Here is a 23,589-nt window from a genome sequence, read left to right as displayed (position 1 = left end):
AGCATCCGGCCTGCGCGCCCGGAACCGGACCCGCTACCTGCCGCCCTGGTTGGCGACGGCGGCGGCCCCGGCTGCGGCGGCCTCGGGATCGAGGTAGGTTCCGCCGGGATCGAGCGGGCGCAGATTCTCGTCCAGGTCGTAGCGCAACGGGATACCGGTGGGGATGTTCAGGCCGGCGATGTCCTCGTCGGAGACACCGTCCAGATGCTTGACCAGCGCGCGCAGCGAGTTGCCGTGCGCGGCGACGAGCACGTTCCTCCCCGCGAGCAGGTCCTTCGCGATGGTGTCCTCCCAGTACGGGATCAACCGGTCGACGACGTCCTTCAGGCACTCCGTGAGCGGGACCTCGTCGAGGTTCGCGTAGCGCGGATCGCCGTCCTGGCTGTACTCGCTGCCGGGTTCGATCGGCGGCGGCGGCGTGTCGTAGCTACGGCGCCACAACATGAACTGTTCGTCGCCGTACTTGTCCTTGATCTGTGCCTTGTTCTGCCCCTGCAGCGCACCGTAGTGCCGCTCGTTGAGCCGCCAGTCCCGCACGACCGGGATCCAGTGCCGGTCGGCGGCGTCGAGCGCGATGTTCGCCGTGCTGATCGCACGGCGCAGCAGTGACGTGTAGAGGACGTCGGGCAGCACGTCGTTCTCGAGGAGCAACTCGCCGGCGCGCTTGCCCTCGGCGATGCCCTTGTCGGTGAGGTGGACGTCCACCCAGCCGGTGAACAGATTCAGCGCATTCCATTCGCTCTCGCCGTGGCGGAGCAGCACGAGGGTTCCGGTACTCATGCCGTTCATCCTGGCATGCCCCGACCGGTCGCCGCGTGGGACGGTCGAGCGAATCACCCGATTCCGCGTGCGATGGTCTCCACGGCCCCGATGTTGCCGAGAGTGCCGGGGAACATGTCCGCGCCGGGAACCGCGATCAGCCGGTTCTCCTGCACCGCCGTCATGTCCGGGAAGGTGGCGCGCAGGTACGCCAGGGTGGCCTCGCGGTGGGCATCCCCGGACACCGCGAACACGAGTGCGTCCGGGTTGCGGGCCGCGAGTTCCTCGGGCCCGACGGTCGCGGAGAAGAAGGAGTCGAACATCGACTCGTCGGGGCGGAAGACGTTCTCGCCACCCGCGCGGGCGACGATGTCCGCCTCGACACCGGCACCGATCACCGACAGCGAGGTGCCCTCGACGTACACCTGCGCGACGGTGCGTGCCGGCCGGTCCGCCCCGTCGGCCGCGACCGCATCGAGACGCCGCCGGCCGTCCTCGACGAGTTCTGTGGCGCGATCACGCTCGTCGAACACGATTCCCAGGTCGGTGATGTCGGTGAAGAGGTCGTCGACGGTCGCGGTGGTCCGGCGCTCGGCACACCCGCCGGTCGCGACATAGGCGTTCGCCCCGGCCTGCCGCAACTGGTCGATACTCGCGAACCCCTGCTCGGCGGTGAACTCGTACTCGGTGGGGGCGACGACGAAGTCGGGTGCCACCTCGAGCAGGACCTCCCGTCCCGGCGGGGAGTCGGTGCTCAGCACGGGGACGTCGGCAACCCGCTCGGCGACGTCGGCGGACAACGGGGAGGTGTCCGTCTGGGCCTGCCCCACCATCGCGTCCGCGGCGCCGAGTTGGACGAGGAGTTCGGTCTGGGAGGGGCTCAGGCTCACGACCCGTTCGGGGACGGACCCGAATTCGAGGGTGCGGCCGCAGTTGTCGACGGTGGCGATCGCGGCTGCAGGAGTGCTCGCGTCCTGCACGGAGGTTCCGCACGCGGCGGTGGTGAGGAGCAGTACGCCGACAGCGGCGGTTCGGATCTTCACGGCGGTTCGGATCTTCACGGGACGGGGGTGTCCTTTCGGTGGAGGCCGGCGATCAGCAGGTGTGATCGTCCGGTGACGGGATGACGGGTGAAGGAGGCGTCGACGCCGAACACCTCGCGCAGCACGTCCGTGGTGAGGACCTCCTCGGGTGGCCCGACCACGCGCAGTGCGCCGCCGTACAGGACGGCGATCCGGTCGCAGTACCGCACCGCGAGGTCGAGGTCGTGGATGGCGACCACCGTCGTGACGCCCAGTGACACGACGGTTTCCAACACCGCGAACCGGTGGGCGATGTCGAGGTGGTTGGTGGGCTCGTCGAGCACCAGGACCGGAGTCTGCTGGGCGATGGCGCGGGCGAGGAGCACCCGCTGCCGTTCGCCGCCGGACAGCGCGGTGAACGAGCGGGCGGCCCACTGCTCGGCGTCGACCCGCGCCAGCGCGTCCGCCGCGAGGTCGATGTCGCGGCGACTGTCCGCACCCGACCCGCGGGTGTGCGGCGTCCGGCCCAGCAACACCATGTCGAGGACGGACAGGTCGAACTCCCCGGGATTGTCCTGGGCCATCGCGGCGACCGTGCGGGCCGCCTCCCGCGCGGGCAGCGCATGCAGATCGGTGTCCCCGACGAGAACCCGGCCGTGGTCGGGGCGCGCCGCCCGGTAGGCGGTACGCAGCAGCGTCGACTTTCCGCTCCCGTTCGGCCCCACCAGTCCGAGTACGGTTCCCGGCTCGACGTCGAGGTGCACGTCGGCCAGGACGGGACGGCCACCGCGAGAAGCGGTCACGTTCTCGAACCGCAGCCGCGGCGGCTCGGGCACCGACGAGTTCACCGGTCGAGTCCTGCGCGCGCCGCGTCGTCCCGGCGCATGAGCCACAGGAAGAACGGTGCACCGACGACGGCGGTGACGATCCCGATGGGCACCTCCGTCGGCGCGGCGACGGTGCGGGCGAGCAGATCCGCGGATGCCAGGAACAGCGCGCCGCCGAGGATGCACACGGGGAGCATCCGGCGGTGGTCGGATCCGGTGAGTATCCGGGCGACGTGAGGCACGACGAGACCGACGAAGCCGATGCCTCCGCACACCGCGACCACCGACCCGGTGAGCAGCGCGGCAGCGATCAGGGCACCGGCACGCAGCCGCTGGACGTCGACTCCCAGCGACGCGGCCTGGTCGTCGCCGACGAGCAGTGCATTGAGCGAACGCACCTGCCACCAGGTCCAGGCCGTGACGGCGAGCAACGCGAGCGCGGGCAGGGTCAGGTGCGTGGTCGTCGCCGCCGAGACGGAACCGAGCAGGAAGAACATCACGCTGAACACGTTCTGCGCATCGGTCGTGATCGTGAGGTAGCTCGTCACGGCGCTGAACAGGGAGCCGAGGGCGACCCCGGCCAGGATCAGGCGGGTGGGTGCGATCCGTCCGCCGCGCCGCGCGCAGAGGTAGACCGCCACCGTCGCGACGAGGGCCCCGGCGAAGGCCGCCGAACCGATGGTCAACGCACCGGCGCCGATACCGAGCACGATGACGCTCACGGCACCGACCCCGGCGCCCGCCGAGACCCCGAGGATGTACGGCTCGGCGAGCGGGTTGTGCACGACCGCCTGGATCAGCGTGCCGGCGAGCGCGAGGCCCGCACCGGCGAGTGCGGCGAGGAGCACCCGGGGCAGCCGGAACTGCCACACCGCCTGGTCCTGCAACGGCGTGTACGTCCCGTCGGACATCCATTCGGCGCCGGGGACGAGGTGCCCGGCGACGAGCCTGAGCGCGTCGACCGGGCCGACCTGCACGGTGCCCACCGACAGGGAGGCGACGACGACGCCCGCCAGTGCCACGGCGAGTGCGGCCGCGAGGAAACGGGCACGCAGCCGCGACGTCCGGGCCAGGGTGGCCGCGTCGTGCGCGGCCCGGGTGGCGATCACGGCGTACTCCTCGGGGGCCGGGACACGACGCGGCGGGCGAAGGCCAGGAAGGCGATGCCCAACTCGCGCAGGGCGTCAGGGGTGTTCGCGCCGTGGCCGGCACGGTCGATCCGGATGTGGGACGCGTCGGCTCCTGCGCCCCTGAGGATCTCGACGAAGCGCGCCGCCTGGCCGGGCGCGACCCGGGTGTCGTCCGCGAGGCCGAGGGCGAGGAAGGCCGGTGCCGCGCCGGGCCGCGGGCGGTGCGCCCCGGCGAGAGCGGTCGGGTCGTAGCGGGCGACTGCGGCGCCGTCGTCGTCCGGGTCGCCGAACTCGGCCACCCACCGATGACCGAGCGGGTTCTCGCGCAACCGCGCGAGATCGAGCGGGGCGGCCGTGGCGACCACACCTGCGGCGACGTCGGGGTGCCGCAGCGCGCAGGCCGCGGCGACCACGCCGCCGAGCGAACCACCCGTGAGCACCGTGCCGTCCGGAGAACTCACTCCCGCCGCCGTCAGGGCACGCGCGGCGGTCGCGAGGTCGTCCACGGTGCGGAGCTTCCCGGTCCCGCGGCCGGCGCGCCGCCAGCGCTCGTCGTGTTCGCCGCCGCCACGCACCTGGGCGAGCGCCACCGCGCCACCGCAACTCGTCCACGCCGCCGTGGTCGGCTCGAACCGCGGGAGCGACGGCACGCCGAACCCGCCGTAGACGTCGAGTAGCAACGGCCGCGGGCGGGGGTCTCCCGCCGGAGCGGTGACCACGATCTGCACCTGTGCGCCGTCCTCCGTGCCGGCGGTGAGCATCCGGGTGCACAGACCGGGCGTGCTCGGCACAGTCGCGAACGGGAACCGCTGCGCGACCGGAGGTGTCGCGAAGCCCTCGACGAGTACATGGACCTCTCCCCGGGAGCTGGACAGCGCTCCGACCGAGCAGATGTCCTCACCGGGATCGCCTCCGACGGCTCGGCGTTCGCGGTCGCGGCCGGACGGATCGACGAGGGTGAGCACGTGCCGACCGTGCTCGACGGTGAGGACGACGACTCCCCGCTCTCCCACCGACGCACCCCACACGGTGCCGGGTGCCCGCCATCGCACCGGAGCCGCCGACAGCCCGCCTCGTCGGTGGAGGTCGATCCCGCTGCGGCGCACCACCACCAGGGGCGCCTCCGGCGTCTCGGCGACGACGGAGATCGTGTCGGCGGGAACCTCGCCGAGCGGGTGTCCGGACAGTGAGAACAGGGCACGGACCCCGTCCGGACGCAGAGTGAGGATTCCCGCCGGGGAGACCGAGAGACGTCTGCCCGCGGGGATTCCGAGGGGGGCGCCAGTGCCCGCCCGCGGCATCGACGACGCCGACGACGGCGCGGGACTCCGCGGTCACGACGGCGGTGCGCTCGTCCCGCCACGTCGCCTGCTCACCCCGGAATCGCGCCCCGACGACCGGCACGGGGTCGCCACCCGGACGGACGATCTCCATCCGAGCCGACTCGTCCGGCGAGACCGCGGCCACCAGCGCGGGGCCGTCGGCTCTCGCCCCGAGGACGACTGCCCGGGAACGGTATTCGCGGACGACTCGCTCGCCGGGGTGTGTCCGGACGGTGTCCCCGGACGGACCGCGCCGCACGACGTACCCGTCCTGGGGCAGCCCCGGGCGCGCCACCCGGGCCTCCCACGACGCGAATCGTTCGAGCAGGTCCCCGTCCAGCGGCCCGTATACGCGGGCGCTCACCGGCCCACCGTGTCGACGACGCGCGGAGCCGGTACCGGTATCCACAGCAGCTGCCCTCCCTCGTGGAGCGCGGTCGGGCACCGCACCCGGGTGGGCTCGTCCTCGAGGTCGGCGGTGGCCCAGATCTCGACCTGCCCGGTTCCGCCCGCGGTGACCGCGATCCGGTTCCCGTCGGAGGCGACGGCGCGCCGCTGCGCGGGGGCGTCCGCAGTGCCGTCCCATGGCGGGAAGCCGGGCCGTGGCGCGCCTGGCATCGGGAGGAGCGGTGCCGTGACGATCGTCGCGGCACCGTCCGGGCGCCACACGGTGATACGGTCGCCCGCGAGACGTCCGACGGTGGTGGCGGCCATTCCCCCGTCCACGAGCGCCGGCCGGAAGACCAGCCCGGAATCGACCTCGATCGCGCGGGTGGCGAGGGCATCGACGTCGAGTTCGAACAGCCAGTTCCGCCAGTCCTGCCACGCTCGCGGGTCGGCCGGTCCTCCGCGCAGTGCACCAGCGACGACGCGGCGATGCGGGTCGAAGCGCAGATGGTAGGCGCGTCCGGGCACCGGCCAGGCCACCGTGGGCAGGGCGTGGATCCGGCCACCGTCGACGACGAATCGTTCGAGCCCGCGTTCGGTGGCGACGAAGACGGTGCCGGTCACCGGGTCGTAGGCGTCACCGTGCCCCAGATCGCCGATGTCGGTGTGGATGTCGCCGCGGACCGTCGGGCAGTGCGGGCCCGCCCGGAGGAGATCGCGGAGTGCGATCGCCTCCAACGCGCCGGGCTCACGATGACGCACCGTCACGACCGACTCTCCGGTCGCGTGGTCGCGAGCGAGGACGACTCCGGGTTCGCCGGCCCGTACCCGGACCCGCACCGAGAACAGGTCCGCAACGTCGACGACGGTGAGCAGATCACTCCACGGCGCGTGGTTCGCACCGAGCCCGGTGGTGACGGCGAGATATCGGCCGTCGGGGGTACCGGCCAGGTGCTCACCGGGGATGGCCACCGACACGGTGAGGTCACCGGACTCCGCGTCGCCCAGCACCAGGTGACCTGCCGCGTCGTCGACGAAGGCGTAGCGGGCCGCGTGTGGCGCGCCGTCGGGCAGGGGCAGCAGCCCGGCGTGCTCGGCGGGGCAGCCGGGACCGACCGGGGACACCCGCGCCGCGGCACCGTCGGTGCGGTAGCGGATGTTCGCGCGGTGATCGGCGATCAGGAGAGTGATAGGCGACACGATGGGACACAATACTAGATACTGATAATCGTTTTCACTTATGGTGGCTCTCGTTCGCACCGCGAACCCCGCGACCGCCCGGAAACCCGGGTGGCACGGGACAATCGATGGAGAGGAATCCTCATGGAGAACGTCCGCACCGCAGATTCGGACAATGCTGTCGTCGTGACGATCGAGGACACCGACCAGCTCGCGCACCTGTCGGCGTCACACTCGAACGCCCTGGTCGAGAACCCCTTCGACTGACGATCGACGATGACGACGCCCGGCCCGTGGAGCTCTCGGTCCACGGGCCGGGCGCCCGGAGGCCATTCATGACGTTCGACGACCCGGTGATCTCCCGCCGCCCCGAGATGTTCACCGTGCCCGGCCGCGGCGCCACCGTGCGCGGCACCGACGGCACCTTCCTGCGCGTGACCGTGGCCGGGGCGGACCGCAGCGACGACGTCGCCGGGGCCGTGGCCCGGCACGACGCGGAGGTGTGGGCGGCGCGGTGGAGCCACCGGTGCCCTCCGATCCGCCTGGACGGTGCGCACCCCGTGCTCGACACGATCGCCGACGCTCTCGTCAGCGTCGGTGTGACCGTCGTCCGGAACGAGGACACCGGTCCCGCAGCGGGCCTCGTGATCCGATGCGCCACACCGCCCTACGACACACCGGCTCCCCCGCGGGAGGAGACTTCCCTACCGGTTCTCGACATCACCGTGGAGGAACGGCTCGTCCTGGTGGGCCCGCTCCGCCTCGACGCGACCGACGCGTCCCCGTCCGAGGTACGGCGGCGCAGGTATGCGGCCGCAGCCGCGGGGCCGGAACTCGAACACTGGCACCGCCACGCGTCCCCCTCCGGTACCACGCTCTCCACGGCGGCGACGGTGCTGGCGACCGGGCGGGTACTCGACGTCGTCCGTGCCTGGCGGAGTGAACCGGCGCGCGCGGCCCGGCTCCGGTACACGCTGTGGCGCCACGACGACGTGCGGCTCGAGACGAGCGAACACGTCGTCCTCGGTTTCGACGAACCGGCACCGCGCCCGTGACGGCCCCGGGCGCCCACCGGGTGAGCACGCGCGACGGCGTCCTGCTCGCCGGTCACCTGTACGAGGCCTCCGGCACGCCGCGGGGCACCGTGGTGATGCGCACGCCGTACGACGCAGCCGCACACCGCGATACGGCGCGGTGGTGGGCGCGCCGGGGTTTCCGGGTGCTCGTGCAGGACGTCCGCGGGCGGTACCGCTCGGACGGGCGCTGGGTGCCCTACGCCGGGGAGGGAGTGGACGGCGTGGACACCGCCGCGTCCCTGCCGGGCCCGATCGTCGCAGTCGGTGCGTCGTACGGGGCGCACTGCGCCGTGGAACTCGCCCGGAGTGCCGCCGGGGCCGGTGAGGTCGCGGCCGTGGTGGCGATGGTCCCGGCGCTGGGGCTGTACGAGTCCGCCCATCACTCCGGAGGCGCGGCGCAGGTGCGCGACCGCTTCTGCTGGTGGCACGAGCACGGCTTCGGGCGCTTCCGTCGCGAACCGCTGTCGGCGAACCGCGTGGACCGGCTCTGTCGACTCGCCGAATCCCTCGGCCCGGAAGGGGCCGCCCGGGCAGCGGGGTGGTCGGCGCGCCGACGAGCTTCCTGGGAACGCCTCTGGCAGGCAGCACCTCTCGACGTCGCGGACCGGTACCGGGCATGCACGGCGCCCCTGCTCGTCGTCGGAGGCGCGTACGACTTCTTCGCCGCGGATGCGCACCGGCTCGCCCGGTCCTGGCCTGCGCCGGCGCACCTCGTGGACGGCCCGTGGGGGCACCGGATGATGGCCGGGGTCGGCGACACGCGACTGCGCGCGGCACTCCGCGCTCACGGCGGGCCCGGCGGCGCAGTCGATGCCTGGCTGTCCGCCGTACTCGACGAACGCCCGGACGCGTGGCCCCTGTCGGGATCGTCGGTCCTCGATCCCGAGACGGGCTGGCACTTCTCCCCTTGGGGACGCAATCCCCACGCCGAGCACGCGACACCCGAACACGCGACACCCGAACACGCGACACCCGAACACCGAGCCCTCGTCCCCGATCAGTCCGGAGCACCCGCGTGACCGACACCGCCGTACCCGAACTCACCGCCGTACCCGAACTCACCGCCGACGACCTGGTCGACCCGCTCACCGGGATCGTCCGATCCGTGCGCGAGGTACTGCGCCCCGACGGTGCGCCCGATCGCTACCTCTCGCTCACCGCGTCGGTGGCCGATGCTCGCAGACTGGGCGAGTGGCCCGCGGATCGCGTCTCGCTCGGGACCACCTTCGGTGACCCGGCAGGAGCACGCATCGCCGCGATCGCGGAGGCCGCCGAACGCTACTGCGGCAACTGGATTCCCGGATACCCGGACGACGACCACCGGGTCGCCACCGCAACCGAACTGCGGGCCGACGGCCAGGAAGTGCTGGGCGCCACGGCGCTGCCGCGCTTCGCGCCCTGGCAACTCGATCGGCACGGATTCCCCTACGAGGACTTCACCGACGACACCCCGACCCTGTGGGTGCGGTGCCGTGAGGACGACGGCGGGCCGTTCCTCGGCGGCGGCGACATCGACGATCGGGACCTCGACGTCTGGGCGCCCGCCTCGCTGGTCCTCCTCAACTGGCGCCAGTCCCGCTACCGCCACCTGCCTCGGATCCACCACCTCAACTACGCGGGCATCGCGACCGGCCAGGGCGCGGCCGATGCGCGGGATCGCGGCATCGTCGAGGTCATCGAACGCGATGCGCTCGAAACCTGGTGGCATCTGGACGGTCCCACCGTCGGCGTCGACGTCGATTCGGTTCCCGGGCTGACGGACGATCTCCGCGGGACCCGGCTGCAGGCCTGGCTCGTCGTGATGCCCAGCGAGTTCGCCCCCTGCTTCGGAGCGCTCGTGCACGATCCCGCCACCGGGATCCGGGCGGCCGGATTCTCCGCGGCACTCGATCCGGTACGCGCCGCACGCAAGGCCGTGCTCGAGGCCGTCCACACCTGGACGTACACCCTCGGTGTCACCGCCCGGGACGGGTGGGTGTTCCGCGCCGTCGACGCCGGACTCATGGCGAAGGGGCTCTACCTGGATCATCGTTCGGACTCGCGCTATCTCGACTCCGCCGGGACGCAGTTCGAGCGGGTCGTCGATCTGGGCGCGCACGTCCAGGTGTGGCTCGATCCCCGCCTGCACCCGGAGGAGCGGCGGTTCACCGACCCGGCGTCGGGGATCGTGCCGATCGACGCCGTCCCCGCGGTGACGATGGCACAGGTCCGAACGAGGCTGGCGGAGGCCGGGCACCGCGTGATCGTCCGCGACCTCACCACCCGGGATGTGGCGCGCACACCGCTACGGGTGGTCCGCTCCCTCGTCACGGGCCTGGTCCCCAACGCGCCCGCCGCGTTCACCTATTACGGGTGCCCACGTTTCGGGGAGGCCGCACTGGCCCGGAACTGGCGGGCGACGGCCCCGGCCGGGCCGGAGGACTACACCCTCTTCCCCGCACCCCACATGTGATGGCCCCGGTGACAGCGGTACCGGGGATACCGGACCTCCTCGGCACGGCCTTCCTTCCCGGCACGCCCGGCCCCGCCCTTCCCCCGGGGCCGCGGGACAATCCCTGGCACGAGGCGGGCGCGGTGACCGTCGAGGTCCCACACGACTGGCGGAGGCTGCTCGACGCGCTGTGGCGGGCGGACGGGATGCACCCGGGGACCGACGGGCTGCCCACCACCATCGCCCGGCGCCCGGTCCCCTCGGCGGGAGCCACGTACGGGGTCCGCACCCATGTCGTGGTGCCGGCCGGTGCGGTCCGCTCGTCGCTTCCACCGGGACGGTATGCGTATCAACTCGATGCGGACATCCTGGTCCGGCGGGCCGGCCCGCCGCCGCCGCCGGGGACCACACCGGAACTGGTGTTCTGTGTGCAGCCGGGCCGGGCGTTCGGACGGTACCGGCACCGCGCCTGGCCGCTGTGGATCGCCGACACCGCCTATGCGGTGGCCGCCGCGCAGTCGCTGCTCGCCGCACCGGACGTGCGCGTCGGCCCCTTCGCCGACACCGGCCCGGTGGCACTCCCGCCCGCACACAGCACCCGTCGCTGGCTGGAGCAGGGACTCGTCCCCGAGATCGTGCTGGCCCGGATCCCGGTGTACGGACCCGGCGGGAGTCGTGGCCGACTCGAGGTGGACGAGGACACCGCCGCCGCCCTCGGGCGACGGCGGTCACCGGCCCTCACCGAGTTCCCCCTCGACCGCCGTCCCACCCCGCGCGCGGCCACGGTGGCTGCCGCGTCGGGCCAGCACTGGGTGCGGGGTGCCGACGACGTCGCGGTGTGGACGGTGCGCACCGACGTCACCGGCCCGGACCTCTGGCGCATCCACCTGAACGCGGCACGACGGGCGATCCGCACCGTCCGATCCGGTGCCGCCCGACTCCGCCCGGTGTCCGGCATGACGGCGGCGGCGCCCCCGTTTCCGGTGCACGCACTGGCACTACTGCGCAACTGACGAGAGGAGCCCACCGTGGCCATCGCCCCCGAATTGTGGCGGGCGGCGTTCGCGCACCGCCGATACGCGCTGACCCTGCTGCTCGCGCATCTGGCGGGCGCGGCGACCCACGTCCCCGCCGCGCTCGCCCTGGCCGCGACGCTCACCGGCGTCGCGCACCGGGACACGTCCCTCGTAGCCGCCGGTGCCGTCGGGGTCGTGGCTGCCGCAGTGGTGCGGCTCGCCCTGTCCGCCGCCGAGTCCCGCGCCGCGACCCGGCTGGGTACCGCCGTCACCGTCGACGTCCGGGACCGGGCGCTCGCGTCGACGCTCACGGCGAACCGATTGCACGACACCGGGACCCGGGACGGCCAGACCCTGTCGGCCCTCACCGACGGCGTGGACGGCACCGACGTGTACGTCACCCGCTACGTCCCCGCCGTGGTCACCGTGGTGGTGATCTGCCCGGCCGTGGTACTCGCTCTCGCCCTGGTGAGCCCCGCCGCGGCGGCGGCCGTCACGGTCGGGCTGATCGCCGCCGTCCTCGGCCCCGTGGCGTGGAAACGCAGCACCCGCAGGCGCGGCTCCGCGCACTGGGACAGCTACGAGGCCCTGGCCGCGGACGTCCTCGAATCACTGCGGGGGATGAAGACCGTGCGGGTGCTGGGCGCCGTCCCCGCGGTGCGCGCACGCCTGCGCGCACGATCGGACGCCCTGCACCGGGCCACCGTGTCGGTGATGCGAACCTCCCTGGCCGACACCGCGGTCACCGACCTGGCGATCCAGGGCGGAATCGCGGTCGCGATCGGGCTGGCGGTCGCCGGGTACACCGGTCCCGGCGCAGGCACCTTCGCGCTGTACGCCGTACTCCTGCTGGCATCCGAATCGTTCCGCCCCGTGCGCGATCTCGCGCGCCAATGGCACGCCGGATATCTCGGCCTGTCCGCGCTCCCCGCGCTCCGTGCGCTGCATGCCTTCGACTCCTCTCCCCCTCCCGCTGCCCAGGATGCGCCGGCACCCGCGACGACGGCTTCCGTCGCCGGCGGCGACCCGCCGGTTCTCGCCCTCGAGTCCGTCCGGTACCGGTATCCCGCGAGTGACCACGACGTCCTCGCCGGAATCGACGCCATGCTCTCGCCGGGCGCGCTCGTCGTCGTCACCGGCGAGTCCGGCGCGGGGAAGAGCACGCTGTTCGACCTGTTCCTCGGCCACCTCTCCCCGTCCTCCGGCCGAATCACGATGCGGGGCCGCACCCCCGGGCCCACCGACATCGCGGTGATCTCGCAGCGACCGGTGCTCTTCGCCGGCACGATCCGGGACAACCTCACCGTGGGCAATCCCCGTGCCGGGGACGCCGAGATCCGGTCGGCCTGCGCCGCGGCGGGTGCGGCGGGGATTCTCGCCGAGTGGGGCCTCCAGGCCCCGGTCTCGGAGGCGGGAACCTCGCTCTCCGGTGGACAACGGCAACGGCTCGCGGTCGCGCGGGCACTGCTGTCGGGACGCCCGGTCCTGCTGGCCGACGAGCCGACCAGTGCACTCGACGAGCACAACGCGGCGCAGGTCATGGACGCGCTCCGGGACGCGGCAACCGATCGTCTCGTCGTCGTGGTCACCCACCGCCTCGACGTGCTGTCTCCGCTGGATCGGGTGTTCCTGCTCCGCGGCGGCACCCTGTCGCTCCGCGAGCCGGCGGCCCAGCGATGACGGGAATCGATCCACGACAGACGATCCGGGGTACCGACCTCCGCAACCGTGCAGCGTTCCGCGACGTCGTACGACCGCTGGCGCGTCTGCTGCCCGTCCTGCGCGGCGAACGACGCGGGGTTCTCGGCACTGCCGCCGTCGCGACGATCAGCACCGCGGTCCTCGTCGCGCTCGGGGTCGCGCTCGCGGGCGCGATCGGGCACCTGGTCGTCCTCGGAGAACGACCGGGCACCCCGTTCTGGGTGGCCGTCGCGGCCGCTGTCGCCGTCCGAGCGGTACTCACCTGGTGGGAGATGGACCTGTCGCACTCCCTCGCGTACCGAGTTCTCGCGTGGCTGCGAATGGCCGTGTTCGACCGCTACACCGCGGGCATGCCCGCTCGATCTCGGGACCATTCGGGGCGCGCCGCAACCATCCTCGCCGACATCGAGAAACTGGAGTTCTTCTACGCCCACACCGTCGCCCAGTTCGCCTCGACGGCCCTCGTCTTCGTCGCGGGGAGTGTTCTCGTCGGCGTGGTGGCCCCGCCCGTCTCGCTCGTGCTCGTCGCGGCGGGAGTGCTCGTCGTCGTGGTGACCGCGGCCTCGGCCAGGAACGCGGACGTCGACGGCAGGGCGACGGTGGCGGCACAGTCCGCACTGTCCGCGCGGGTGGCCGACGTCCTCGGCGGTGTTCGGGACGTCCTCGGGTACGGGCTGCGTGGACCGCTGCGCCGGGAGATCGCGGGCCTCTCGCGTGTCGCGGCGGATGCCCGTGGCCGCCGCGAGGCACGGATCCGCCGCTCGGAGTCGCTCCGTGACCTCGTCCTCGCGCTCTCGGTGGTCGCGGTCCTCGTCACCGGCGCGACGACGGCATCCGTCCCCGTGGAGTGGACCGCCGCACTCGCCGCGCTCACGCTCGGGATCCTCGCTCCGCTCGCCGACGTCGCGGGCACCGCGGCGGCGCTGCCTCCCCTGGCAGCCTCCGCTGCCCGGATCGGGGACGAGCTCGACCGTCCTGCCGTGGTGCGAGCGGCGCCGGACCCGCGCGAGATACCCACGGGGCCACTGGGGCTTCGGGCCCGATCCCTCGAATTCGGGTACCGCACCGCTCCGGTGCTCGACGGGTTCGATCTCGACATCGAGGCCGGCGAACTCGTCGCGATCGTCGGGGATTCGGGGGTGGGCAAATCCACGCTCGCCGCCCTGCTCGCGCGCGTGTGGGATCCGGACGGCGGAACGATCGAGCTCGTCGGGCCGGATGCCGTCGTCGCACTCACCGACGTCGACGACACCGACCTGCGCGAGGTCCTCGGCTTCGTCGAACAGGATGCGGCACTGTTCCACGGAACGGTCCGGGACAACCTCGTCCTCGGGATACCTCGCCCGGTGCCGGACGAGACGCTGCACCGGGCACTGTCGCGTGTCGGTGCCGACAGGTGGATCGCGCTCGACGACGACCTCGGTGAGGGCGGCGTCCGGCTGTCCGGTGGCCAGCACGCCCGGCTGTGCCTGGCGCGGGCACTCGTCAGGAGCCCGCGCATCCTCGTCCTGGACGAGGTGACCGCCGCCCTGGACGCGGGCACCGAGGCCGAGATCCTCGGCGTCATCGCCGCACTCGACTGCACCCGAATCCTCGTCAGCCACCGCCCGGCGACGATCGCGGCCGCCGACCGCGTCGTCACCCTCACCCAGCCCGTCACCCCACCCCCACCCGACACCCCACCCCATGGATGAATGGCACGGTCTGCAGATCCGACAGGGACCGGCAGATCAGGTGTCGATGCTCGACATGTCCGGGTAGCGCTCTCCGGCGGCGGCACCGACCGGGACGGCCGCGTCGAGCTCGGCGAGGTCCGCATCGGTCAGGGACACCGCTGCCGCGCCGAGATTCTCGTCCAGGTAGGCGATGCGTTTGGTACCGGGGATCGGCACGACGTCCGGCCCCTGCGCGAGAACCCACGCGAGGGCCAGTTGGCCGGCGGTGATCCCCTTGCGCTCGGCGAGTTCGCGAACCCGGTTCACGAGGGCGAGGTTCGCGTCGAGCGCGGCACCCTGGAATCGCGGATTCGCGCGCCGGAAGTCGGCGGGATCGAGGACGTCGACCGAGGGGATCGCACCGGTGAGAAACCCTCGGCCGAGCGGCGAGTACGGCACGAGTCCGATACCGAGTTCGCGCAGCGTGGACAGTATCTCGGCCTCGAGATCACGGGTCCACAGCGAGTACTCGCTCTGCAATGCGGTGATCGGGTGGACCGCGTGCGCACGCCGGACGGTGGCGGCCGACGCCTCGGACAGGCCCAGCCGTCGGACCTTGCCGGCCTGCACCAGTTCCGCCATCGCGCCGACGGTGTCCTCGATCGGCACGGCGGGATCGACCCGGTGCTGGTAGTACAGATCGATGTGGTCCACCCCGAGACGGCGCAGGCTCGCGTCGCAGGCGGCGTGGACGTATGCGGGGCTGCCGTCGATGCGCCGGTAGGTGGGGTCCTCGGCCGAGCGTACGTTCCCGAACTTCGTGGCCAGGACGACGTCGTCGCGCCGCCCCGCGATCGCGCGCCCGACGAGCTCCTCGTTGGTGAACGGCCCGTACATGTCGGCCGTGTCGAGCAGCGTCACCCCGGAGTCGAGGGCTCGGGTGATGACGGCGATGCCGTCGCGCTCGTCGGCGGCACCGTAGAACTCGGACATCCCCATGCACCCGAGTCCGAGTCTGGAGACGGTCAACTCGGAACCGTGTTCGGCGGAACCGAGGCGGCGCGAGGCGAGAGTGGTCCGGACGGAGTCGATGTGTTCGTTCGTCATGGCTCCAGCATTCGGCTTCGAGCGCGCTCGAAGTCAAGCGCTCAGCGCTCGGGCCACCCGATCCGGTTCTCGTAGATGTCGATCTTGCGGGTGATCGCACCGAGGTGGTCGGTGACCTCCGCGAGCTGCGCCAAGACCCGCTCGCGGTGCGCGCGCAACAGTTCCAGCCGCCGGGGCTCGTTGCCCTCGCCCGCCCGGCACAGTTCGGTGTAGGCGCGGATCTCGCGGATCGGCATGCCCGTGGAGCGCAGCCGGGTGACCAGCGTGATCCATTCGAGGTCGCGGGCGCCGTATCGGCGATGGCCGGAAGTGGCGCGATCGACCGCGTCCAGCAGCAAACCGTCCCGCTCGTAGTACCGCAGGGTGTGCGTGGTCAGGCCCAGCTTCTCGGCGGCCTCGGCGATGGTCAGCGTCGCACCGGAGTCGACGCGCTGCGTGGTGGGTGTCATCGTGGCGTCCTCACCCCTCCGAAGCTACTCCCGTGCCGGGGTGCGTTCAGCGCGCCCGCGCCCTCCCCAGACGGATGAATGGCACTGTCATCGCCTCTGAGGCGATGACAGTGCCATTCATCCGGTAGTGCTCAGGCCGTGGCGGCCGCGGGGATCAGGCCTTGGCGGACGCCTCGGCCGCGCGCAGGTCCTTGCGGAGGATCTTGCCTGCCGCGGACTTGGGCACGATGTCGATGAACTCGACCTTGCGGACCTTCTTGTGCGGGGAGACCCGCTCGGAGACGAACGCGATCACCGCGTCCTCGTCGAGGTCGGCTTCGGCCTGCTTGACGACGAATGCCTTCGGCACCTCCTCGCCGTCCGCGTCCAGCACCCCGATGACCGCGGCGTCGGCGATCTGCGGATGGGTGAGCAGCAGCGCCTCGAGCTCGGCGGGCGGCACCTGGTAGCCCTTGTACTTGATGAGCTCCTTGAGGCGGTCGACGATCGTGACCACGCCGTCGGCATCGACGGTCGCGATGTCACCGGTGTGCAGGTAGCCGTCCGCGTCCAGGGTCTCCGCGGTGGCCGCGTCGTTACCGAGGTAGCCGAGCATGATGTTCGGCCCCTTGCACCACAGCTCGCCGGGCTCGCTGATCTTGCCGGAACCGGGCTCGGGGTACGCGACCTCCTCGCCGGTGCCCGGATCGACCAGCTTGCACTCCATGTTCGCGATGGTGAAGCCGACCGAATCCAGCGCGACGTCGTCGCGGTCGAACGGGATCGAATGGCTGACGGGGCTCATCTCGGACATGCCGTAGCCCTGACGCACCGCGCAGTTCAGCCGGGTCGCGACGGCCTTGCCGAGCTCGTTGTCGAGCGGAGCGGCACCGGAGAAGATCGTGTGCACCGAGGACAGGTCGTACTGGTCGACCAGCGGATGCTTGGCCAGGGCCACCGCCACCGGCGGGGCGATGAACACGTACGTGCACTTCTGGTCGGCGACGATCTTCAGGAACTCGACGAGATCGAACTTCGGCATCGTCACCAGCGAGGCACGCTGGTAGAGAGCGGCGTTCAGCAGCACCGTCATGCCGTAGATGTGGAAGAACGGCAGCACCGCGAGGAGCCTGTCGTCCGCGGCGATGCCCATCCGGGGCACGATCTGACAGACGTTCGCCACCAGGTTCCGGTGCGTGAGCATGACGCCCTTGGGGCGACCGGTGGTACCGGACGAGTAGGGCAGCACGGCGAGGTGGGTCGCCGGGTCGAAGCTCACCTGCGGGGCAGGCGCACCCTGACCGAGCAGATCCCGCAGCGACGGATGGCCCTCCGCGCCGTCGAGCACGATGACCAGATCGTCCGGAATACCGACCTGAGCAGCGGCAGCCTTGGCCTGTGGCAGCAGCGGGGAGACCGTGAACAGCGCCTTCGCCTTCGAGTCCGTGAGCTGCTTGGCGATGTCCTCGGCGGTGTACAGGGCATTGATCGTGGTCGCCGTGGCGCCCGCGCGCAGGATGCCGTGGAACACGGCGGCGAACGCGGGCACGTTCGGCGAGTGCAGTCCCACGACGTCACCGACGCCGACACCGCGTGCGGCGAGCGCGCCCGCGACGCCGTCGACCTGGGCCGCGAGCTGGCCGTAGGTGGTGGTCGTGCCCGAGGCACCGTCGGTCAGCGCCGGACGATCGCGATCCGCATCGCTCAACGATCCGAACAGGAAGTCGTAGACACTGACATCGGGGATTTCGACGTCCGGGAACGGGCTCTTGAAGCTCACGGTGGCCTCTCTTCGACGTGTTGAGCGGGTGTAGCCACATTTCTGTGACAGGGAGAAACATATACCAACCTGTGACTGATCCCACAGGCCGCGCCCGACTCTATCCGGATCACCGTCCGGCCGCACGCGGCACTGCCCGAAAGTGAACCGCAGGTTCATCGATCTGCACGCTGCTCCGCACGCCACGGCATCCGGGTCAGGAGGCTGGCCTACTCCTCGATGAGGTGCTCGAACGCCTTCAGGTTGGCGAGGGACTCGCCGCGCGAGACCCGCCACGCCCATTCCCGCTTGATCGAGGAGGCGAAGCCCAGCTCGAGCAGCACGTTGAAGTCGCCGTCGGCCGCCTCGAGCACCTGGCCGAGGATCCGGTCGATCTCGTCGGCGGTGACGGCCTGGGCGGCGAACCGCCCGACCAGGTAGATGTCGCCGATCTTGTCGATCGTGTACGCGACTCCGTAGAGCCGACGGTTGCGCCGCAACAGGTACTTGTAGACGCCCTCGAAGTTCTCGTCGGGCTTGCGGCACACGAACGCCTCGACCCGCAGCCCGTGATTGCCCACGGTCAGCAGGGTGGTGGTCTTCAGTTTCCGCTCGCCGGGCAGCTCGACGACGAAGTTGTCGTCGGCCTTGCGGCTGAACTCGAGTTCGCGCTCGGTGAGCACTCCCTCGATGAGATCGGCGAGGTGATCGGTTCCGCTCATACCCGCACTCCCCCGGCCCGGCGGAGTCGCCGCATCCCCCGTACCCGGCGGGGCAGCAAATCGGCCGGACCGTCTTCGTCGATGTCGTGGATGCCTGCACGACGGTAGCTCTCGAGCAGGCCTTCGGCCGTACGTCCCCAGGAGAAACTCTCCGCGTGCCGGGCGGCGTTGGCGGACAGGCGATCCAGCTCCCCCGAGTCCCGCAGCAACGATTCGATCGCGGATGCCCAGTCGTGCGTGCCGTGGCCGGGCACCAGCAGGCCGGTGTCGCCGTGGCGAACCGCCACGCCGAGTCCGCCGACGTCCGCGGCGACGACCGGGGTACCGCAGGCCTGCGCCTCGATCGCCACCAGCCCGAAGGATTCCGAATAGCTGGGCACGGCGACCAGATCGGAGGCGCGGTACACCTCGGCGAGCGTGTCGGGCGCCTGCGGCGGGAGGAAGCTCACCCGCGCCGAGATCCCGAGCGCCGACGACAGTTCGATGAGCGAATCCGGCCGGTCCAGGCCCGACCCGGAGGGCCCGCCCACCACGAGTACCCGCAGCCGGGAGGCAGGGTCGCGGGCGACGAGTTCGGCAGCAGCCCGCAGCAGTACATCGGGTGCCTTGAGCGGCTGGATCCTGCCGACGAACGTGACCACGTGCTCGTCCGGGGCGATCCCCAGTGCCCTGCGCGCCGAGCGCCGGTCGCCCGGCCGGTAACGGGTCAGGTCGGCACCGGGAGCGACGACGTCGACGCGGTCCGCGTCCGCGCCGTACAGCGCGACGAGTTGGTCGGCCTCCTCGGCGGTGTTCGCCACCATCCGGTCGGACTCGGTGACCACCTGCCGTTCGCCGATCTCCCTGGCCGGCGGCTCCGGGGTGTCCCCCGCGGCCAGCGAGGCGTTCTTCACCGCGGCGAGGGTGTGCGCCGTGTGCACGAGCGGCACACCCCACCGATCCCTGGCCAGCCAGCCCACCTGACCCGAGAGCCAGTAGTGCGAATGGACGAGCCCGTAGTACCCCGGTTCGTGGCGGGCTTCCTCGCGCAGCACACCAGCGGCGAACGCACACAGCTGCGTCGGCAGGTCACGCTTGTCCAGGCCCTCGAACGGCCCGGCCTCGAGGTGTCGCACCAGTACCCCCGGCGCCGCCTCGTGCACCGGGGCGTCGGCGGACGACGTCGCCCGGGTGAAGATCTCCACTTCCACACCGCGGCGAGCCAGCTCGATCGCGGTCTGCAGGACGTAGACGTTCATTCCGCCCGCATCGCCGGTGCCCGGCTGCGCCAGCGGCGAGGTGTGCACCGAGAGAACAGCCACCCGGTGCGGGCGTGCACTGCGTTGGGACGTCACTCCTCCATACTGCCTCACCCGCGCGAAGGCGCTCGCGGCCCGGGTCCGCGAGCGCGCTCGCTCACCCGAGCGAGTCGACGAACTCGCTCACCTCGGTGACGAAGCGCTTCGGGTCCTCGACGAACGGGCCGTGATCGCAGCCGTCCCAGAAGGACGTCCGCACGTCCGGGATCAGCGCTGCGGCGTGCTCCCCCGCCGACACGTCCACCACCGAATCGGCGGTGCCGTGCAGAACCAGGGCCGGAACGTCCAGGGCACGGAGGAGATCGTCGTGGTCGGCTTCCCGGGCGAACAGCGCGGCCCGCACCCGCGGCGGGGTGGAGAGGCTGGCCCCGAACAGCGCCTGGGACGTGACCCCCTTGCCTTCGGGAGGCCCGGTGAGAGCGGTACCGAACGAGCCGAGGGCCCGGATGGCCGTCCTCGGGTCCTCGGACATGGCGTCCGGAACAGCCGCACGCATCGCCGGCCCGACCTTGCCGCCCTTGCGTCCTCGCCCGATACCCGTGATCGCCCCGACCAGCACGATGCCGTCCACCGCACCGCTGCCGTGCGCGGCGAGGTAGTCGCAGATGACGAGCCCGCCGTAGGACCAGCCGAGCAGTACCGCGCCCTCGGCGATCCCCTCGGCATCGAGCACCGCACGCACGTCCCCCGCCCAGACGGCGGGATCGTCGTAACCGCTGTCGGGCGCACCCGAGTACCCGTGTCCACGCAGGTCGACCGCGACGAGCCGGTACCGGTCCGCGAGTTCGGCGAGCACGTCCTCGCCCCAGCACCGGGACGACTGCGCCCAGCCGTGCAACAGGACCAGGGTCTTCCCGGAGTCGGGTGATCCCGTCACCGAGTAGACGAGTGCGGTGCCGTCGCTGCCGGTGGTCTCACGAATAGCCATGCCGACACCATAGAGGCCAGTGCCGCCGCGACGACCGCCACGGCGAAGCCCGCCGTGGTGTCGAACCGGTCGATCATCTGTCCCGCGAGAGCGGAGCCCGCGGAGACGCCGACACCGAGTCCGGCGACCGTCCAGGTCATTCCCTCGGTGAGTGCCGATGCCGCGACGGTCCGCTCGACCAGACCCATCGTGACGATCATGGTCGGTGCCACGGCAGCTCCGGCGAAGACATAGGCGACGGCCACCGCCGGAATCGACTCCACGAACAGCAGCGGAAGCATCAGCACCGTGAGGACACCGACCGCGATCAGCAGTTGTCTGTGCAGTGGAGCCACCAGGTCGAGCGTGCCGAACACGAGTCCGGCAGTGGCGGATCCACCGGCGAACAGGGCCAGGACGAGTGTGGCCGAGCCCGGGGCACCGAGTTCACGCGTCACCGCGATCGCGCTCACGTCGATCACCCCGAAGATCGTGCCCATCGAGACCATGACGATCACCAGCATCCACATCGCCGGGTTCCGCATCACCCAGGTGGCCCGCTCCGTCCCGCGCGGATGCACCGGCGGCTCGGTGCCGCGCTGGACGACGAGTGCGGTACTGCCGACCACGAGCAGGACCATCCCGGCGAGCGGGCCCGCCTCGGGGAACACCGCCACCGACAGTCCGACCGAGATCACCGGACCGGCGATGAAGCACACCTCGTCGAGGACCGCTTCGAAGGCGAACGCGGTGCGCAGTTTTCCACTGCCCCGATAGATCTCGGTCCATCTGGCCCGCACCATCGCGCCCATGGTCGGCATGAATCCGGCGGGCAGCACGCAGACGAACAATGCCCAGTCGGGAGCGTCGAGGCGCACCGCGAGGAGCATGCTCGCGATACCGATCGCGCTCACGGCGGTGGCGACCGGCAGGACGCGGCTCTGGCCGTACCGATCGACGGCCCGCGAAACCACCGGCGTCAGTACAGCGTTCGCGAGCGCGAACACGGCGGCGAGAGCTCCCGCGAGGGCATAGTTGCCGCGGAGTTCGGACAGCATGGTGACGATTCCGATGCCGACCATCGCGATCGGCAGCCGCGCGACGAATCCGGCGGCGGAGAACGCCACCGACCCGGGCGCGGCGAAGATGACCCGGTAGTGCCCGATCACGGTGTCGCACCGCCGGTTCGCCGCCGAAGGTCGGTATGCGCGGAAAGGCCGTTATGCCGGGACAGTTCGGTTCGCCGGGAAAATCCCGGGGCCGGGTCCTCGGCCGGGTGGTGCCTCATCGGGGTGTGCTCGAATCTCTCTGCTCGTCGCCGGCGCGGGGTGGCACCGACGGTCATTGCCGAGCCTCACAGATGTGCTCGCAGCTGACAACTCGACCGGCGCATCCACCGGCCGCTCTGGCACGATGGGCGGAATGAGTGTCCTGGTGTGCTTCCACGCCCATCCCGACGACGAGGTCTTCACCACCGGCGGCATCATTCGCCGCGCCGCGGACGAGGGACACCGGGTCGTACTCGTCACCGCCACCGACGGCGCCCTCGGCGAGGTCCCCGAGGGCATTCTCCGTGACGGCGAATCCCTGGCGGAGCGGAGGCGCTCCGAGCTGGAGGCGTCGGCGGCGCTGCTCGGCGCGCAACGCGTCGTCTTCCTGCCCTACGCCGATTCGGGCATGGCGGGCACCGCCTCCAACTCCGCGTCCGCCGCCTTCTGCAACGCGGATCCGGACGAGGCCGCTCGTCGGCTCGCCGACGTCCTGCACGAGGAGTCCGCCGACGTCGTCACCGTCTACGACCCGAACGGCGGATACGGTCACCCCGACCACATCCAGGTCCACCACGTCGGTGTGCGAGCGGCGGGACTGGCCGGGGTCGACGCGGTGTACGAGGCGGCCGTCAATCGCGACCACGTACGGCGTCTGATTACGTTGCGGCCGTCCGGGCCGGAGGATGCGCAGATCCCGGACCTGGACACCTTCGGGCTGCCGGAGTCGGAGCTGACGACGTTCGTCGACGTCCGCGGGGCGATCGAGGCGAAGCGCGCCGCGATGCACGCGCACCGCACGCAGATCGGCGACTTCGGGCCGTTCCTGAATCTCTCCGACGACGAGTTGCGCGCAGCGTTCGGGCAGGAATGGTTCCGCCTGCGCGGCGCGCCCGCCGGATACCGGGAGACCGCCCTCCCGCTCTGACCCATCGGCGGTCACCGAATCAGCGAAGTGGGATCCCTTCCAGGGATCAGCGCGGTGGGACCCCTTCCAGGGATCAGCGCGGCGAGATCCCTTCCAGGAACAGGGTGATCAGGCGATCCACGCTCGGGCCGCCCTGGCACTTCCGTTGTGGGCCGGCCATCGCGATCAGGGTCGCGATGGTGAACACCTCGTCGATGTCGAGGTCCGCGCGCACCGAACCCTCGCGCTGCGCGCGGTCGAGGATGCGTCCGCCCACGACCCGCGCACCGGTACAGGTGGTGAACAGCGGCGAATCGGCGTCCTGCCCGGCCGCGATGATCGTCTCGGGCAGGCCCTTGAAGCTCCCCGAATGCCGGGCCAGCGACCGGATCCAGTTCGTCAGAGCCTCGTCCGCCGGCAGTTCCGCGGCGTCCCGTTCGGCGTCGCGCGTCAGGGTGTCCATGCTGTGCCGGAGAGCGGCGGCCACGAGCAGATCACGCGTGGGAAAGTGCCGGTACAGCGTGCCCGCGCCGACACCCGCCTTCTTCGCGATCTCGTCGAGCGACGCGTCGACCCCGCACGAGAGGAACGTCTCGGTGGCGACCTCGACGATCCGCTCGTAGTTGCGCCGGGCGTCCGCCCGCATCGGCTTGGCCGGCGCGTCCACCGATCGTGACATGGGACACCT

At 71.6% G+C, this 23,589-nt stretch carries 22 protein-coding genes; 8 read left to right on the top strand and 14 right to left on the bottom strand.

Annotated features, from left to right (window positions below; translation table 11 throughout):
- Positions 1-33: 33 nt before the first annotated feature.
- From G4H71_RS15555 to G4H71_RS15530, 6 genes are all read right to left on the bottom strand, one after another.
- Positions 34-789: a phosphoglyceromutase gene (locus tag G4H71_RS15555; protein ID WP_175460998.1), complete on the bottom strand. Its 756-nt coding sequence runs from the start codon at positions 787-789 to the stop codon at positions 34-36.
- Between the two features lie 44 nt (positions 790-833).
- Positions 834-1,820: an ABC transporter substrate-binding protein gene (locus tag G4H71_RS15550; protein ID WP_246442103.1), complete on the bottom strand. Its 987-nt coding sequence runs from the start codon at positions 1,818-1,820 to the stop codon at positions 834-836.
- On the bottom strand, positions 1,817-2,629 hold the full coding sequence (locus tag G4H71_RS15545; RefSeq protein WP_246442106.1) for an ABC transporter ATP-binding protein: 813 nt from the start codon (positions 2,627-2,629) through the stop codon (positions 1,817-1,819). The genes G4H71_RS15550 and G4H71_RS15545 overlap by 4 nt, the downstream gene beginning before the upstream one ends.
- Entirely contained in the window at positions 2,626-3,714 is a 1,089-nt protein-coding gene (locus tag G4H71_RS15540; protein WP_083343094.1) for a FecCD family ABC transporter permease, read from the bottom strand. Before G4H71_RS15540 ends, G4H71_RS15545 begins: the two co-directional genes overlap by 4 nt.
- Positions 3,714-5,039, bottom strand: coding sequence for a prolyl oligopeptidase family serine peptidase (locus tag G4H71_RS15535; RefSeq protein ID WP_185284895.1), 1,326 nt, complete (start codon positions 5,037-5,039; stop codon positions 3,714-3,716). The genes G4H71_RS15540 and G4H71_RS15535 overlap by 1 nt, the downstream gene beginning before the upstream one ends.
- Positions 5,040-5,420: 381 nt before the next feature.
- Complete coding sequence (locus tag G4H71_RS15530; RefSeq protein ID WP_072740076.1) at positions 5,421-6,647, bottom strand: hypothetical protein; 1,227 nt, start codon at positions 6,645-6,647, stop codon at positions 5,421-5,423.
- Between the two features lie 123 nt (positions 6,648-6,770).
- Here G4H71_RS15530 and amiA point away from each other — a divergent pair, with 123 nt between their 5' ends.
- The 7 genes from amiA (at position 6,771) to G4H71_RS15500 (ending at position 14,544) form a co-directional block, all read left to right on the top strand.
- Positions 6,771-6,893 carry a streptamidine family RiPP gene (amiA, locus tag G4H71_RS22675; RefSeq protein ID WP_246442120.1) on the top strand — a complete coding sequence of 41 codons (123 nt, stop codon included), beginning with the start codon at positions 6,771-6,773 and terminating at the stop codon, positions 6,891-6,893.
- 68 nt (positions 6,894-6,961) lie between these two features.
- Positions 6,962-7,681, top strand: coding sequence for a hypothetical protein (locus G4H71_RS15525; RefSeq protein ID WP_074700647.1), 720 nt, complete (start codon positions 6,962-6,964; stop codon positions 7,679-7,681).
- A 20-nt stretch (positions 7,682-7,701) separates the two neighbouring features.
- The gene (locus G4H71_RS15520; protein WP_169847194.1) at positions 7,702-8,721 is read left to right on the top strand and encodes a CocE/NonD family hydrolase; all 1,020 of its coding nucleotides are present in this window, start codon (positions 7,702-7,704) and stop codon (positions 8,719-8,721) included.
- Positions 8,718-10,154, top strand: coding sequence for a YcaO-like family protein (locus tag G4H71_RS15515; RefSeq protein WP_072740079.1), 1,437 nt, complete (start codon positions 8,718-8,720; stop codon positions 10,152-10,154). The genes G4H71_RS15520 and G4H71_RS15515 overlap by 4 nt, the downstream gene beginning before the upstream one ends.
- An 8-nt stretch (positions 10,155-10,162) precedes the next feature.
- The gene (locus G4H71_RS15510) at positions 10,163-11,146 is read left to right on the top strand and encodes a nitroreductase family protein (RefSeq protein WP_169847195.1); all 984 of its coding nucleotides are present in this window, start codon (positions 10,163-10,165) and stop codon (positions 11,144-11,146) included.
- 15 nt (positions 11,147-11,161) lie between these two features.
- A complete protein-coding gene (locus G4H71_RS15505; RefSeq protein ID WP_072740081.1) occupies positions 11,162-12,829 on the top strand; it encodes an ATP-binding cassette domain-containing protein in 1,668 nt (555 codons plus the stop codon).
- The gene (locus tag G4H71_RS15500) at positions 12,826-14,544 is read left to right on the top strand and encodes an ABC transporter ATP-binding protein (RefSeq protein WP_083343079.1); all 1,719 of its coding nucleotides are present in this window, start codon (positions 12,826-12,828) and stop codon (positions 14,542-14,544) included. Before G4H71_RS15505 ends, G4H71_RS15500 begins: the two co-directional genes overlap by 4 nt.
- A 36-nt stretch (positions 14,545-14,580) precedes the next feature.
- Here G4H71_RS15500 and G4H71_RS15495 read toward each other — a convergent pair whose 3' ends face one another.
- From G4H71_RS15495 to G4H71_RS15465, 7 genes are all read right to left on the bottom strand, one after another.
- The gene (locus tag G4H71_RS15495) at positions 14,581-15,612 is read right to left on the bottom strand and encodes an aldo/keto reductase (protein ID WP_072740082.1); all 1,032 of its coding nucleotides are present in this window, start codon (positions 15,610-15,612) and stop codon (positions 14,581-14,583) included.
- Between the two features lie 41 nt (positions 15,613-15,653).
- Positions 15,654-16,061, bottom strand: a complete 408-nt coding sequence (locus G4H71_RS15490; protein WP_072740083.1) for a MerR family transcriptional regulator — start codon at positions 16,059-16,061, stop codon at positions 15,654-15,656.
- A gap of 154 nt (positions 16,062-16,215) precedes the next feature.
- Complete coding sequence (locus G4H71_RS15485) at positions 16,216-17,820, bottom strand: AMP-binding protein (RefSeq protein WP_072740084.1); 1,605 nt, start codon at positions 17,818-17,820, stop codon at positions 16,216-16,218.
- Between the two features lie 209 nt (positions 17,821-18,029).
- The gene (locus G4H71_RS15480; RefSeq protein ID WP_072740085.1) at positions 18,030-18,521 is read right to left on the bottom strand and encodes a type III secretion system chaperone family protein; all 492 of its coding nucleotides are present in this window, start codon (positions 18,519-18,521) and stop codon (positions 18,030-18,032) included.
- Positions 18,518-19,855: a D-inositol-3-phosphate glycosyltransferase gene (mshA, locus tag G4H71_RS15475; protein ID WP_072740086.1), complete on the bottom strand. Its 1,338-nt coding sequence runs from the start codon at positions 19,853-19,855 to the stop codon at positions 18,518-18,520. Before mshA ends, G4H71_RS15480 begins: the two co-directional genes overlap by 4 nt.
- Before the next feature lie 61 nt (positions 19,856-19,916).
- Positions 19,917-20,747: an alpha/beta fold hydrolase gene (locus G4H71_RS15470; protein WP_072740087.1), complete on the bottom strand. Its 831-nt coding sequence runs from the start codon at positions 20,745-20,747 to the stop codon at positions 19,917-19,919.
- The gene (locus tag G4H71_RS15465) at positions 20,693-21,895 is read right to left on the bottom strand and encodes an MFS transporter (RefSeq protein ID WP_072740088.1); all 1,203 of its coding nucleotides are present in this window, start codon (positions 21,893-21,895) and stop codon (positions 20,693-20,695) included. The genes G4H71_RS15470 and G4H71_RS15465 overlap by 55 nt, the downstream gene beginning before the upstream one ends.
- A 253-nt stretch (positions 21,896-22,148) precedes the next feature.
- On the opposite strand from G4H71_RS15465, the gene G4H71_RS15460 reads away from it, so the two are divergent.
- Positions 22,149-22,922: a PIG-L family deacetylase gene (locus tag G4H71_RS15460; protein WP_072740089.1), complete on the top strand. Its 774-nt coding sequence runs from the start codon at positions 22,149-22,151 to the stop codon at positions 22,920-22,922.
- Positions 22,923-22,995: 73 nt separating this feature from the next.
- Here the strand turns inward: G4H71_RS15460 and G4H71_RS15455 are convergent, their stop codons facing one another.
- A complete protein-coding gene (locus tag G4H71_RS15455; RefSeq protein WP_072740090.1) occupies positions 22,996-23,580 on the bottom strand; it encodes a TetR/AcrR family transcriptional regulator in 585 nt (194 codons plus the stop codon).
- Positions 23,581-23,589: the final 9 nt, after the last annotated feature.

Source organism: Rhodococcus triatomae, from assembly GCF_014217785.1.
Taxonomy (GTDB): Bacteria; Actinomycetota; Actinomycetes; order Mycobacteriales; family Mycobacteriaceae; genus Rhodococcus_F; species Rhodococcus_F triatomae.
The sequence above is the reverse complement of the archived record's forward strand: the minus strand, read 5'-3'. Positions and strand labels throughout refer to the sequence as shown.

Bases quoted from the DNA above. Each gene is read 5' to 3' on its own strand.
- G4H71_RS15460 (WP_072740089.1), top strand. From the start codon at position 22,149: ATGAGTGTCCTGGTGTGCTTCCACGCCCATCCCGACGACGAGGTCTTC.
- G4H71_RS15495 (WP_072740082.1), bottom strand. From the start codon at position 15,612: ATGACGAACGAACACATCGACTCCGTCCGGACCACTCTCGCCTCGCGC.
- G4H71_RS15555 (WP_175460998.1), bottom strand. From the start codon at position 789: ATGAACGGCATGAGTACCGGAACCCTCGTGCTGCTCCGCCACGGCGAG.
- G4H71_RS15490 (WP_072740083.1), bottom strand. From the start codon at position 16,061: ATGACACCCACCACGCAGCGCGTCGACTCCGGTGCGACGCTGACCATC.
- G4H71_RS15455 (WP_072740090.1), bottom strand. From the start codon at position 23,580: ATGTCACGATCGGTGGACGCGCCGGCCAAGCCGATGCGGGCGGACGCC.
- G4H71_RS15470 (WP_072740087.1), bottom strand. From the start codon at position 20,747: ATGGCTATTCGTGAGACCACCGGCAGCGACGGCACCGCACTCGTCTAC.
- G4H71_RS15535 (WP_185284895.1), bottom strand. From the start codon at position 5,039: ATGCCGCGGGCGGGCACTGGCGCCCCCCTCGGAATCCCCGCGGGCAGA.
- amiA (WP_246442120.1), top strand. From the start codon at position 6,771: ATGGAGAACGTCCGCACCGCAGATTCGGACAATGCTGTCGTCGTGACG.
- G4H71_RS15525 (WP_074700647.1), top strand. From the start codon at position 6,962: ATGACGTTCGACGACCCGGTGATCTCCCGCCGCCCCGAGATGTTCACC.
- G4H71_RS15500 (WP_083343079.1), top strand. From the start codon at position 12,826: ATGACGGGAATCGATCCACGACAGACGATCCGGGGTACCGACCTCCGC.
- G4H71_RS15480 (WP_072740085.1), bottom strand. From the start codon at position 18,521: ATGAGCGGAACCGATCACCTCGCCGATCTCATCGAGGGAGTGCTCACC.